Annotated in this window: 12 protein-coding genes and 1 pseudogene; 4 read left to right on the forward strand and 9 right to left on the reverse strand. The window is 44.0% G+C overall.

The features are described 5' to 3' along the window. Positions 1 to 234: 234 nt before the first annotated feature. From nadD to PR766_RS15200, 8 genes and pseudogenes are all read right to left on the reverse strand, one after another. On the reverse strand, positions 235 to 891 hold the full coding sequence (gene nadD / locus PR766_RS15165; RefSeq protein WP_006662332.1) for a nicotinate-nucleotide adenylyltransferase: 657 nt from the start codon (positions 889 to 891) through the stop codon (positions 235 to 237). 46 nt (positions 892 to 937) lie between these two features. After that, positions 938 to 1,972: a DNA polymerase III subunit delta gene (holA, locus tag PR766_RS15170; RefSeq protein WP_006660945.1), complete on the reverse strand. Its 1,035-nt coding sequence runs from the start codon at positions 1,970 to 1,972 to the stop codon at positions 938 to 940. Continuing rightward, the gene (gene lptE / locus PR766_RS15175; protein WP_036960188.1) at positions 1,972 to 2,511 is read right to left on the reverse strand and encodes an LPS assembly lipoprotein LptE; all 540 of its coding nucleotides are present in this window, start codon (positions 2,509 to 2,511) and stop codon (positions 1,972 to 1,974) included. Before lptE ends, holA begins: the two co-directional genes overlap by 1 nt. A gap of 12 nt (positions 2,512 to 2,523) precedes the next feature. Further along, on the reverse strand, positions 2,524 to 5,106 hold the full coding sequence (leuS, locus tag PR766_RS15180; RefSeq protein WP_036967912.1) for a leucine--tRNA ligase: 2,583 nt from the start codon (positions 5,104 to 5,106) through the stop codon (positions 2,524 to 2,526). 514 nt (positions 5,107 to 5,620) lie between these two features. Next, entirely contained in the window at positions 5,621 to 6,346 is a 726-nt protein-coding gene (locus PR766_RS15185) for an amino acid ABC transporter ATP-binding protein (protein WP_006660948.1), read from the reverse strand. Then, entirely contained in the window at positions 6,343 to 7,023 is a 681-nt protein-coding gene (gene gltK / locus PR766_RS15190) for a glutamate/aspartate ABC transporter permease GltK (protein ID WP_006660949.1), read from the reverse strand. The genes PR766_RS15185 and gltK overlap by 4 nt, the downstream gene beginning before the upstream one ends. Before the next feature lies 1 nt (position 7,024). Next, positions 7,025 to 7,794, reverse strand: a pseudogene (locus PR766_RS15195) (amino acid ABC transporter permease). A gap of 114 nt (positions 7,795 to 7,908) precedes the next feature. Then, positions 7,909 to 8,802, reverse strand: coding sequence for an amino acid ABC transporter substrate-binding protein (locus PR766_RS15200; RefSeq protein ID WP_006660952.1), 894 nt, complete (start codon positions 8,800 to 8,802; stop codon positions 7,909 to 7,911). A 520-nt stretch (positions 8,803 to 9,322) separates the two neighbouring features. Here PR766_RS15200 and PR766_RS15205 point away from each other — a divergent pair. From PR766_RS15205 to PR766_RS15220, 4 genes are read left to right on the forward strand one after another with little or no spacing between them, the layout of a single operon-like run. After that, positions 9,323 to 9,739, forward strand: coding sequence for a hypothetical protein (locus tag PR766_RS15205; protein ID WP_036978283.1), 417 nt, complete (start codon positions 9,323 to 9,325; stop codon positions 9,737 to 9,739). Positions 9,740 to 9,786: 47 nt separating this feature from the next. Further along, the gene (locus PR766_RS15210) at positions 9,787 to 11,865 is read left to right on the forward strand and encodes a protein-disulfide reductase DsbD family protein (protein ID WP_036978281.1); all 2,079 of its coding nucleotides are present in this window, start codon (positions 9,787 to 9,789) and stop codon (positions 11,863 to 11,865) included. Next, a complete protein-coding gene (locus tag PR766_RS15215) occupies positions 11,862 to 12,590 on the forward strand; it encodes a DsbA family protein (RefSeq protein ID WP_006662328.1) in 729 nt (242 codons plus the stop codon). Before PR766_RS15210 ends, PR766_RS15215 begins: the two co-directional genes overlap by 4 nt. A 4-nt stretch (positions 12,591 to 12,594) precedes the next feature. Continuing rightward, positions 12,595 to 13,098 (forward strand): protein disulfide oxidoreductase, encoded by a 504-nt coding sequence (locus PR766_RS15220; RefSeq protein WP_080675922.1) that lies wholly within the window; start codon positions 12,595 to 12,597, stop codon positions 13,096 to 13,098. Between the two features lie 66 nt (positions 13,099 to 13,164). On the opposite strand, the gene PR766_RS15225 is transcribed toward PR766_RS15220, so the two are convergent. Further along, entirely contained in the window at positions 13,165 to 13,878 is a 714-nt protein-coding gene (locus PR766_RS15225; protein ID WP_006660956.1) for an NUDIX hydrolase, read from the reverse strand. Positions 13,879 to 14,039: the final 161 nt, after the last annotated feature.

A 14,039-nucleotide genomic window follows, 5' to 3' on the forward strand; every position in this document is an offset into this window, starting at 1 on the left:
CGGAAAAATCGGCTAAATTATTTTTTATTGATGTAAGAGGGCAATTTATAGGGATATCTTATCCATTCGGCAAGATAATTATCGTAACTTTACAAACAAAATATCGCTACCTCTCGCGTACCCATATTCTAGAATATGCGTGGGGTTGTGCAATTAATTAAATTGAAAATAAGCGAATAAAAGAGAATCAATTATTTATTGATATTTCCATTCGAATAGTCGAAATAAAGCTGCTTATTTTTGATACAAATTCTGCTGCTGAATATAGTGGTAAACAGCGCGCGGCAATAAATCATCACAAGCCTGTCCTAAACCCAGTTGTTCCCGGATTTCAGTGGCAGAAATATTCACCAGTGGAGTGTCACCAATGAAAATTGAACCACTCGGTGTCTCGCTCAATATTTGCGGTTCTGTGACTTGATGCTGTTGCAGCCATTGCTGCATATCGGGGTCATCGAAATGCGTTGCATAACCGGGTCTTGCACAAACGAGTAAATGGCATTTATCTAATAGCTGAGTCCAACCATGCCACGTGTTGATGGATAGAAGAGAATCTTGCCCAATAATGAACGCAAGAGGTTGCTGCTCTCCTAACTCTTGGCGTAATTCACTCAGTGTTTCAAGCGTAAAAGAAGGCGTATCACGTCGTAGTTCACGGGTATCAACAGAGAACAATGGGTTATCTTGAATTGCGAGTTTTACCATTTCTAAACGCTGGGCAGGGCTTGCTTCAGGTTGAGGTCGATGCGGAGGAACGTGATTGGGAAGCAAAATTACTTTTTGCAATCCGACTTGTTTTGCGAGTGCTTCAACAGGGCGCAGGTGTCCATAATGAATCGGGTCAAATGTTCCGCCAAAGAGTGCTTGTAGACCTTGTGGTTTCGCGTTCATTGTTCGTTACCTATTGATATCAGGTGACTTATCTATACATCGTGCATTATGGATGCTGAATAAAATGTTCCGCATCCGTTTTACCACACAACACCATGGAGAGAGACTGTAAGTCTGGCCATGAAGAGTGAGAGAAATCTTGCTTAGTATGAATTTCCGCTTGAGTGAGTAACATCAAGGCAGATTGTAATTGATGTAGGCTCAAACGTTGGAGTGCTTCACCTAACAAACCTCGGCGGTTTTGCCAGACTTTATGCTGGTCGAATAAGGTTTTCAATGGCGTGCTCGTAGACTGACGTTTTAACGTAATCAATAACATGAGTTCACGTTGAATAGCGCGCAGCAAAATCACGGGTTCAACATCTTCTTGCTTGAGCTGCTCAAGGATATGCCATGAACGGCGAGGTTTTCCCGCTAAAATCGCATCAACCCAATGATAGGGCGTAAAATGCGCAGAATCATTAACTGCGCTTTCGACGCGAGGGTAGGTCAGTTTACCGTCAGGGTAGAGCAGTGATAAGCGTTCTAACGCTTGAGCAAGCCCCAGTAAGTTCCCTTCATAACAGTAACACAGTAGCTGATTTGCCTCTGTTTCTAATGCGAGTCTCATCTGACTAGCACGCTTAGATACCCACTGAGGTAAGCGTTGGTACTCAGGTGTTAAGCAACTGACATAGACACTATCTTGGCTAATCGCTTTGAACCAAGCACTGTTTTCTTGTGCTTTAGTCAGTTTATGTCCTCGCAGGACTAACAGTAGATCTGGGTGAAGCAAACTTGCCAGCTGAGCGAGTTTATCCGCCATTGCGGCATTGGGACCATTTTCAGGTAAAAATAAGGTGAGCATTTGCCGGCTAGCGAAAAGGCTTAGCGCCTGACAGAGACTAAAAATCTCGTCCCAATCGGTATTTTGCTCTAACGCGAAAGTAAAATGCTCTTCAAATCCTTGCTGGCGAGCAGCTAGGCGAATAGCATCTTGGCTTTCTTGAATAAGAAGGGGCTCGGAGCCCCAAATGAGATAGCGGCCTCTTAGAGACTCTTGTAACGAAGAGGCCAGCTGTTCAGGATAAATGCGTATCATTATTCGGCAACAGGTTTCTCAGCCGCTTTTGCTTTCGCTTTTTCTAACTCAGCGCTGTGAACCAGAAGCAATTTGCGCACAATGTTACGTGCTGCTTGTTGTTGCATCTCTTGCTTCACAATCTCGTTCTCAGCATCTTTAGCGAGCGCTTCTAACGGGTTATCAAAGAAAGTCCGCACAACTTTGGTTTCCAGCGGATAAATAGCGCCATCAGGCATTAATACTTGTGCCTTCATGACCAATGTCAGTTGTTTTTCCGCCGCTTTACCATCTTGGTAAATCGAAACGGTATCCGTGCTTTCTGTTGAGCCTACCAGTTTTAAAATAGGCACATCAGCACGACCGGAATCTAACAAGGTTACGTTATTGAGTCGAAGCTGTTCTCTGACCACACGCGTTTGGTAACTGTATGGGTCGCCAGAACTTAATTGTAACGTTTTCAATTCTTCAGGAAGTTGAGTTGTCCCTTGAAGACGAAAACCGCAACCTGCGGTGACAAGCACCGACAGGCTGAGAAATAGAGTTATCAGATAGCGCACTTGGGCTCCTTATCAGCCAACAACTAAGTTCAGTAATTTACCTGGTACATAAATGACTTTACGGATGCTCACGCCTTCAAGGTATTTAGTGACGCTTGCTTCTTGTGATGCCATTTCCTGAACGAATTCTTGGTTAGCATCCGCAGGAACCGTAATACGACCACGCACTTTACCGTTAACTTGAACAACGACCAGTTTTGTATCGTCAATCATGGCTTTTTCATCTGCTACAGGCCAGTTTGCAAAGTCGATATCTTCGTTGTGACCTAATGCTTTCCACATTTCGAAACAAGCGTGTGGAATGATTGGTGATAACATCAGGGTAATCGCATCTAAAGACTCTTGAACTAAAGCGCGATCTTGCTCTGTATCTTGTGGAGCACGAACTAATTTGTTCATAAACTCCATAATAGCCGCGATAGCCGTGTTGAAAGCATAACGGCGACCCACATCGTCAGTCACTTTCGCGATAGTCTTATGGAGATCACGACGTAAATCTTTTTGTTCTGCCGTTAATGCACTGATGTCTAATGGCTGAGTAGCACCTTTTTGTGCGTGCTCGTGGACTAAACGCCATACACGACGAACGAAACGGTTAGCTCCTTCAACGCTAGATTCTTGCCATTCAAGGGTTAATTCTGGTGGCGCTGCAAACATCATGAACAGACGGACGGTATCAGCACCGTATTTTTCGACCATTAATTGCGGGTCGATACCGTTGTTCTTAGATTTAGACATCTTGCTCATACCAGTATAAACCAGTTCATGGCCTTCGCGGTCTACCGCTTTAGTAATACGGTTTTTGTCATCACGTTCAACAATTGCATCCGCAGGAGAAACCCACACGCGCTGACCATCGCTACCGGTGTAGTAGAAGGCATCAGCCAGCACCATACCTTGGCACAGTAAACGTTTTGCTGGCTCATCAGAGTTCACCAGACCTGCATCACGCATTAATTTGTGGAAGAAGCGGAAATACATTAAGTGCATGATGGCGTGTTCAATACCGCCGATGTATTGATCCACTGGCAGCCAGTAGTTTGCTGCTTCTGGGTTCAACATGCCATCATCGTATTGTGGGCAAGTGTAACGAGCGTAGTACCAAGATGATTCCATAAAGGTATCGAACGTATCGGTTTCACGCAGCGCTGGTTGACCATTAATCGTCGTTTTTGCCCACTCAGGATCCGCTTTAATCGGGCTAGTGATGCCGTTCATGGTGACATCTTCCGGTAAAATAACCGGTAATTGATCTTCAGGAACAGGAACAACGGTACCGTCTTCTAAGGTCGCCATTGGAATTGGCGCGCCCCAGTAACGTTGACGGGAAACACCCCAGTCACGTAAACGATAATTGACTTTGCGTTGACCCGCACCAAGCGAAACTAGTTTATCTGCAATAGCATTGAAGCCAGCTTCGTTGCTTAAACCAGTAAACTCACCTGAGTTGATAAGGGCATTTTTCTCAGTCATCGCTTCTTGAGATAAGTCAGGCGTGTTGCCTTCAGCATCTGCAATCACTGCTTTGATTGGCAGATTGTATTTATGAGCAAATTCCCAGTCACGTTGGTCATGAGCTGGAACGGCCATCACTGCGCCTGTACCGTATTCCATCAGAACAAAGTTCGCGACCCAAATTGGTAATTTTTCTTGGGTTAATGGATGAACGACATACAGACCTGTTGCCAGACCTTTTTTCTCCATGGTTGCCATATCCGCTTCCGCAGTTTTGGTATTACGGCACTCATCGATAAAGTCGGCTAATTCGCTATTCGCTTTGGCAGCTTCTTGCGCTAATGGGTGACCTGCTGCAACCGCTACATAGGTCGCTCCCATAAAGGTATCTGGGCGGGTGGTGTAGACAGTTAATTTCTCTGCACGGTCGGCAACATCAAAAGTGATTTCCACACCTTCTGAGCGACCAATCCAGTTGCGCTGCATGGTTTTAACTTGTTCTGGCCAATCTTCCAGTTTGTCCAAGTCATTGAGCAGCTCTTCAGCGTAGTCGGTGATTTTGATAAACCACTGAGGGATCTCTTTACGCTCAACTTGGCTATCGCAGCGCCAGCAGCAGCCGTCGATAACTTGTTCGTTTGCGAGAACGGTTAAGTCGTGTGGACACCAGTTCACTGCAGAGGTTTTCTTATACACTAAGCCTTTTTCATACAGCTTAGTGAAGAACCACTGTTCCCAACGGTAGTATTCTGGTGTACAGGTGGTCACTTCGCGGTTCCAATCGTAACCGAAGCCCAGCATTTTCAGCTGACCTTTCATGTAATCGATATTGGCGTAAGTCCATGGTGCAGGTGCGGTGTTATTTTTAACAGCAGCACCTTCAGCTGGCAGACCAAACGCATCCCAACCAATTGGTTGCAGAACGTTTTTACCCAGCATGCGCTGGTAGCGGGAGATCACGTCACCAATGGTGTAGTTACGAACGTGGCCCATGTGTAGTCGACCAGAAGGGTAAGGTAGCATGGACAGGCAGTAGTATTTCTCTTTGCTGTTGTCTTCTGTCACTTTGAACGTTTGGTGTTCATCCCAGTGACGCTGTACTTTAGGCTCTATATCTTCTGGACGATATTGTTCTTGCATGGCACCGATAATCCTATGGTGAATAATCGCTACAGGGTTAGCCTGTAGCTGGTGAATGTCTTGTCTATAAAATGGATCCGCATAGCATAGCGGATCACACATGAAAACAACAATGCCGAAAGCCATTGTGTCTGTAAAAAACGATGAATCGTCGATTAGATGAATTTACAGGGACTTGGTCTTGCTGTTTCAGCTGTTTGTTATATTTTGTGCTACATAGTGGTTGGCGATACGTTGATATTGCCATACGTTGTTGAAACTAAGAGCGCGCACAAAATAACAAGCTTATCGCCTATCATAATTCAATTTTCTACCTAAAACTTGAACTATTTCAGGGTGAATTTGCTTTGTTCGCAATTTTATTTGAACTTAGAACACGTTAGAGAATTTTTTAAGAGATTTCAAGCGCGGAAAAGTGCCAATTAAGAAAACGAGGTGAATTTTGTGTCGGTAAGGAAAGCTGAGAGAAAAGTTGCAAAAAGCCCTGTCGGACTTTCTGCAACTCAAAGGGCGATTAATGTAATATTTTTGCTAAGAAATCTTTCGCACGATCAGATTTAGGATTCGCGAAGAAATCTTCTTTTTTACTGTCTTCGATGATTTTCCCTTCATCCATAAAAATAACGCGATTGGCAACTTTCTTTGCAAAGCCCATTTCATGGGTGACGACCATCATGGTCATGCCTTCGTTAGCCAGCTCAACCATAACATCCAGCACTTCGTTAATCATTTCTGGGTCTAGGGCGGATGTTGGTTCATCAAACAGCATAGCAATGGGGTCCATACACAATGCACGGGCGATGGCGACACGTTGCTGCTGACCACCGGATAATTGCGCTGGAAATTTGTTGGCATGGCTTGCTAAACCAACACGCTCCAGTAGTTTTAATCCTTTAGCTTCTGCCGCTTTTTTGTCACGGTTTAGCACTTTAACTTGCGCTAAGGTTAGGTTTTCAATAATGGAAAGGTGTGGGAATAGCTCAAAGTGCTGGAATACCATCCCCACTTTTGAGCGCAGCTTCGCAAGGTCAGTTTTTTTATTATTAACTTGGATATCGTTAACGAAAATTTCACCCTGTTGAATTGGCTCCAACCCATTTACTGTTTTTATTAATGTGGATTTACCAGAACCAGACGGCCCGCATACAACGACAACTTCGCCTTTTTTGACCTCAGTTGTGCAATCTGTGAGCACCTGAAATTGGCCATACCATTTAGATACATTTTTCAGGGTAATCATGAAACAGTCCTTTTCTTAAGATAATTCACCAGCATTGAAGCGCCGAAACTGAAAATAAAATAGATGAGACCTGCAAAGAGTATCATCTCGACTTGTGTACCGTCACGCTCACCAATATTGGTCGCGGTTCTGAAAAAGTCGGTCAACCCAAGAACATACACTAATGAGGTATCTTGGAATAATACAATACCTTGGGTCAGCAATAATGGCACCATCGCTCTGAACGCTTGCGGTAAGACGACTAAACGCATGGTTTGCATTTGGGTCATACCTAAAGCGAGGGAGGCGCTTGCCTGACCTTTCGAGATACTTTGAATACCTGCACGGATAATTTCAGAGTAGTAAGCCGCTTCAAAAAGACAGAAGGCTACCACTGCGGATATTAAACGAATATCATTTTTTGGTGATAAGCCTAGAACATTTTGTAATATGTTAGGCACAACTAAATAGAACCAAAACAGTACCATAACTAATGGTACTGACCGGAAGGTGTTGACGTAAAACGCCGCCAGCCAACGCAGAGGTTTAATACTGGATAATCGCATGACTGCCAGTACGGTTCCCCATAAAATACCAACCACAATGGCAGCTGCCGTAATTTTGGCTGTGATAATAAAGCCATCCACTAAGAATGGGATGCTTGGCTCAATGGAACTCCAATCAAATTGATAAGCCATCTTAGCGTCCTCCTAGTGTGCCGGGTAAGCGCACTTTGCGTTCAAGCAAGCTCATTAGCAGCATAATAATCAAGTTGATACCGACATATGCGAGCGTGATTGCTGTGAAAGATTCCCAAGCATGGGCGGAGTAATCGAGTAATTTTCCTGCTTGTGCCGCCATATCCACTAACCCGATAGTGGAGGCGATAGCGGAGTTTTTCACCAAGTTCAGCATTTCCGAAGTCATCGGCGGTAAAATAACGCGATAAGCATTCGGTAACAGTACATAACGGTATGTTTGCGGTAGTGTCAGCCCCATCGCGAGTGCTGCATTGCGTTGTCCTCTAGGTAAGGACTGAATAGCAGCACGAACTTGCTCAGTCATTCGCGCAGCGGTGAATAAACCAAGGCATAGCATAGAGGAGAGGAAAAACTGGTAGTTAGGATCTAACTCCATTTTAAACCAGTCGCCGATGGATTGAGGCAGCAGTTCAGGGATCACTAAATACCAAGTGAAGAACTGAACGATAAGCGGCACGTTACGGAATAATTCAACGTAAGCCGTTCCTAAGAAAGCTAAGAACCGGTTGGGGACGGTACGTAAAATACCAAAGAACGAGCCAACGAGAAATGCAATGATCCATGCGCAGATGGATAGCGTGACGGTGACTTCTAAGCCAGATATTAGCCACCCTAAATAGGTAAGCCAGATATTAGCCACCCTAAATAGGTGGTATTCCCAAATGGGGCATTCTCAAGGAATATCCCCCAATTCCAATTAATTGACATAATATGACTTCCTGTGGGCAATTTGATTGTCCCGAATACCGCAATAAGAGAAAGCAAGGCGGGAACGACCGCCTTGCGACTCCTACTTCAGTAACACCCTGTTTGTCTTTTTTATTAGTTTAATGCTTTATCGTTTGGTGATTTGAACAGCGCTTTCATTTCATCAGATAACGTAAACTTCAGATTCAGGTTCTTCGGTGGGATTGGTTGATTGAACCAGCGGTCGAATGATTTCTCTGCTGCACCAGATTTTTGTGCAGTTGAGATAGTATCATCGACTAATGCTTTGAATTGTGGGTCATCTTTACGCAGCATACAGCCGTAAGCTTCTTCAGTTTGCGGTTTTGCTACAATTTCCCAGATATCCGGTTGTTTCGCTTTTGCGCGTTCACCGGCTAATAGGGCATCGTCCATCATAAAGGCAACAGCACGACCAGATTCTAAAGTACGGAATGAGTCACCGTGGTCTTTAGCACTGATAATGCGCATCTTCATATTTTTCTCGTCATTTAGCTTATTCAGAATCACTTCCGACGTTGTACCTGAGGTCACAACGACGTTTTTGCCAGCTAAATCAGCAAAGTCTTTGATGCCAGAGTCTTTTTTCGCCAGCAGTCGAGTACCAACAACGAAAATAGTATTGGAGAATGCGGCTTGCTTTTGTCTCTCTAGGTTATTTGTTGTCGAGCCACATTCGAAGTCAAATGTGCCGTTTTGCAGTAATGGGATACGGTTTTGTGACGTGATAGGAATCAACTTCACCTGTAAATCAGGCATATTGAGTTTCTTTTTCACTGCATCAACAATGAGATTGGAATAATCTTGTGAGTAGCCAACAACTTTCTGATTATTATCATAGTAAGAGAATGGCACAGATGACTCGCGGTGACCCACCACAATCACGCCATTATCTTTGATTTTCTTCAGAGTACCGTTTAATTCTTCTGCTTGAACTGCGCAGGTCGCACCCAAAAGCATCATTGTTAAAACAAGCTTGCTAATACGCATAATTACAGCTCCTTTAGAACATCGGTGTCAATCCGCCATATTTCGAGTTCTGTGTTCTAACAACATATTGCTCGAATTATTTTGGTTTTGTGGTGTTGTGTTTGCAGATGTTTCGTGAGGTTTTAATCATGGCACGATCATCGGCTGTATGTTTTATTATTGTTAAAAAGTAATTAAAAAATATGAGTTTTGAAAATGAATTGTTTTAAATTCGGGAGCTGTCTCGCATATTATTTAGGCAGTTGTGAGCTGCGGCACTAATAAAACGACAAACTACCTAAACTTGATTATCGTGCACCGAAAGTGTGCAAAATAATTTCTTTTTTCTATTCACTAAATAGATTGCAAGTTCCGTGCCGCTTTTAAGAAAAAATGCAAAAAATAGTGAGTTTTTTAAGGGGCGTTATTTGTAAAGTTAAATGATGCTGCTTGTGTTGCTTATTTGGCTGTGTAATATGTAACCTTCTATTAACTTAATTATCTAATTATTGAGAATTCAGGAAGATAAACTGAGACAGACATGAATAGGTCGATGAAGTTAGGTAAAGGATTAGTATTGCTTGCCTGTCTGATGGTGCTGCTTTGTATGAACCAAAGAGCTGTCGGAGAGCGCGTATTCGCCTCCATGTTTACCTCGACGTCCATGTTTTCTCCTCTTTCTGCTGAACACCTTCAGCTTCATTCAGATACTTATTTTTCTGATGCAAATAAAGAAGGTAGTGAGCCTGTAAAGCTTTCAACCTGCGAATTAAGTTCAAAATCACTCCTCACTCTTGTCCCTGTCGTGATTGAGCCTCTCTTTTTTGTATTTCTTTCTTTAGCGTCATTCGCTATCTTTTGCACTAGGCTATTTATTATATATAGAGCAAACCGTGAAGAGAGCCATTCCCCACCTAGCGTTAGGCGTCATCTACAATTCTGTAATCTTCGGGATTAGAAAGCAGCGGGTTGTCATTCGTCGCTGTTATTTATTCTGGAGGGATCATGCGTTTTTTTATTAATGCGTTAATTGTGTTATTTACTGTATTTTCTAGCAGCTTATACGCTGCGGATACAGGCTGGTTACAACCTGCGAATACGGGGTTCATGACCGCAAATACTCCGAGCCATGTTCAGGTTCGCTTGCTTAGCTCTGCCCAAAAAGAGGGCAAAGTCGATATTTTATTGGATGTAAAACTTGATGATGGCTGGAAAACGTATTGGCGCTCACCGGGTGAAGGAGGAGTTGCGCCGGAGATAACGTGGTCATCACCGGTAAAAACGGTGGAATGGCTGTGGCCAACACCGGGTCGTTTTGATGTTGCAGGGGTTTCCACTCAAGGTTACATGGGTGATGTGATTTTCCCTATCACGGTGAGTACGAGCGAAAAGCTCGATAAGTTATCAGGCACATTGACGCTATCGACTTGTAGCAATGTGTGTATTTTAACGGACTATCCTTTTGAGTTAGATCTGACTGAGCCCGCGCCTGCGGATTTCAGTTGGGCATTTAACCAAGCAAAAGGTCATGTTCCAGCAGTGAGTGGTCTTGTCGAGCAGGCTAAGTATGGATTTGCTGGAAATAAGCTGACGGTAGAATTACAAAAAGCCGCTGACAATACGTGGATTGATCCACATCTGTACACTGATGTGGTTGATGGTGCGAGTTTGGGGGTTCCTACCTTAAAATACTCAGGTGATAAATTAACGGCAACTATTGATGTCAGCGATGATTGGGGTGGGGAAGCACCTAACCTTGTCGGTAAAACGGTTTCATTTGTTGTTGTTGATGGTGAGTTATCCCAGCAAATTCATGGCACGGTTGAACCCTATGTGAGTGTCATATCGAGTGATGATAGTGGACAGTCGATTGGCTTATGGCAGGTCGTTTTATTTGCCCTGCTTGGCGGTCTGATCCTTAACTTAATGCCATGCGTATTACCTGTATTGGCAATGAAACTCGGTTCTGTCTTATTGGTTCCTCAAGGGGAACAAAATACCATTCGCCGGCAATTTTTACTCTCTTCATCAGGGATTTTAGTCTCATTTTGGTTATTGGCATTGCTAATGACTCTCTTACGATGGGGACAGCAAGTTGTTGGGTGGGGAATTCAGTTCCAAAGCCCATGGTTTATCGGCTTGATGGTACTTATCACGGCATTATTTACAGCGAATTTATTTGGGCTGTTTGAGATTCATTTAGGCAGCAAGGCCAACACGCGCTTGGCGACTGCAGGTGGGCAGGGCAATAGTGGACATTTCTGGCAAGGTGTTTTCGCAACATTACTTGCAACACCATGCTCTGCACCATTTTTGGGCACGGCAGTGGCATTTGCGTTGGCGGCACCGATGTCACAACTGTGGCTGATTTTTACCGCACTTGGTGTTGGAATGAGTCTTCCTTGGCTTCTGATTGCGGCTTTCCCTGTGATTGCAAAAGCACTACCGAAGCCGGGGACATGGATGCTGAAATTGCGTGCTGTACTAGGCTTAATGATGTTGGTCTCTTGCTTATGGTTAATCAGCTTACTGATACCCCATTTTGGTGCAATGACGGCAATCATCATCGCGGTACTGTTTTTACTGATTCTTGTGTTGTTTATTCTGAAAAATCGCGGTGTACGCGCGGCTATCTTCCCATTCCTATTATTCTCGGCACTCGGTGCTGGGTTTATTTGGATGGCGTTAGATCAACATCAAGGGCATCAAACGTTAGCTGCGGATAAAGTGCAGTGGGAAACATTATCGGAAGACGCTATCACAAGGGCACTAGCGGAGAATAAGCGCGTGTTTATTGATGTGACGGCAGATTGGTGTGTGACCTGCAAAGCAAATAAATACAATGTGTTACTCAACGAAGAAATTCAGAATTTATTGAGTGAACCGGATGTGGTGGCATTGCGAGGGGATTGGACCAAACCTTCTCCAGAGATTTCGGCATTTTTACAGCGCCGAGGGCAAGTTGCTGTACCATTCAACCAGATTTATGGCCCTAATCTGACAGAGGGGAAAATACTGTCAACAATACTTGATCGTGAATCTGTAGTATCAATTATGACTGAGGCCAAAGGAGCCAAAAAATGAAAAAGACAATGTTAGCGGTTTTATTTTCTTCGTTAGTATTAGGGGCAACAGCACATGCGGCACCACTGACTGCGGATCAAGAAGCTCAGGTGCGCAAATTGGTACGTGACACCTTAGTTGAAAACCCTGAAATTCTTGAGGAAGCAATTGTCGCTTTACAAGCCAAACAAGGTGAGAAGCAACAAGCACAAATGAAGCAGGTATTAAAAGATCAGCATGATGCCCTGTTTAATGACCCGACTAGCCCACGTATTGGTTCGAAAGACGCCAAATTAGTCTTGGTAAACTTTACTGACTTTAACTGCCCATACTGCAAACGTTTTGACCCACTGTTAGAAGAGATGGTGAAGAAAAACCCTGATGTTGCAGTAGTCATCAAGTACCTGCCATTCAAAGGGGAAACTTCGTTGGAATCTTCGCAATTAGCGATGACGTTATGGCAAGAAAATCCAAAAGCGTTCTTAGCATTGCACCAAAAACTGATGGCGAAACAGGGCATGCTGTCGGATTCGAATATCAAAGAAGCGCTACAAGCAACCGGTAATGGTAAGTTAAAAGCGAGTGATAAGAGCCGTGCGGCTATCCGTAAAAACCTTGAGCTAGCTAATATGCTGGGTGTGAACGGCACACCGGCAACGTTAGTGGGTGATGAAATGATCCCAGGCGCTGTAGATGCACAAGAATTTGAACGTATCGTGAAAGAACAGCTCAGCAAAGCGAAATAATGACATGATGGGGAGACTCAAGAAGTGGTCAAAAGAGCTTCTCGTTTTAGCGATTATTCTTGTCATTGCTTTTACGGTGATGGATTTTTGGCGTAAACCGCAAAGCCTTGCCCCTATGTTATTAGAACCTCTGACCCTTGCAACAGGAGATGAGGTTTCTATTGCTGAACTTAGCCAGAAGCAGCCTGTTCTCGTCTATTTTTGGGCAACATGGTGTGGTGTTTGTAGTATCACATCTCCAACCGTTTCGGATTTAGCGAAGTCAGGGGTTCCTGTGGTGACCGTGGCACTCCGCTCTGGGGATAGTTCTCGGCTGTTAGCGGGGATGCAGAAAAAGGAATTGGCGTTTCCTGTCGTCAATGACACCCATGGGCAGCTTGCTGCACAAGTTGGTGTGACCGCAACGCCAACCTTTATGATCATCGATAAAGGCGAGATGGTCAGCTTTACGTCTGGTTGGACGAGCTATTTAGGCTTAAAAAGCCGCCTATGGCTTGCATCGTTCTAAATAAATGCCCTTGGTATGATTATCAAGGGCATTTTGCTGATTAAACTCTTTTCTCAAACTCTCTCATCAAAATTCGAGATTACGAATAAACCGATAGTCAGCCGATTGTGATTTTAAGCGATAAAGATTGGCTGGGCGCCCGCGTTCTTGGCGTTTTTCCCCTGTATCAATCAGTAAATCAGCTTGCTCTAAACGGCGGCGGAAGGATTTATTCTGTATGGCTTTGCCGATTAAAACCTCATGAACATGTTGCAGCTCGGCTAAGGTGAATACTTCTGGTAGCGCAAATCCCGGCACAATGGAATAAAGGGATTTCTGGCGTAAACGTTCGCGGGCTTGTAAATAAAGCTGGTAGTGATCGAAAGCCAGTGCCATGCCTTCAATTTCTTCGATGGAGACCCATTTAACAGAATGAACACTTTCAATGTGCGCTTCGCAGGCTTGGTGAGCAATAAGTGCGGTATAGCAGACTGTTACGGACCAGCCGCGAGGATCTCGCTCTGAATTTCCTACGGTACATAACTGCTCGATATAAGGAGGAACAACCCCCGTTTTCTCTTTTAGTTTGCGATATACCGTATCGTCTAACGTGGTATCACAATTTTCATCAACGAATCCACCCGGTAACCCCCATTGGCCTTTTTGCGGGTAATTAGCGCGTTCCACGAGCAGCACTTTTAAGGTGTTTTCATGATAAGTGAATAATACGGTATCCACCGTGAGCAAAGGAGTTAAATAATCTCGCCGATCATAATTAGATAAAAATTCTTTTTCTGTCATGTGATTAAGATCCTTTCCCCTGTTTTAGTCTTGCGTGAAATCATACGCGAAAACATATTTAGTGTCATTAAGACATTTATGTGTTGACTTATTTGTGTCTATAGGACAATAATTAATTAAGGTCATAAAGACACTAATTGATTTCACAAAGACACTAAGCG

It is taken from the genome of Providencia sp. PROV208 (genome assembly GCF_028479465.1).
GTDB classification, from domain to species: domain Bacteria; phylum Pseudomonadota; class Gammaproteobacteria; order Enterobacterales; family Enterobacteriaceae; genus Providencia; species Providencia alcalifaciens.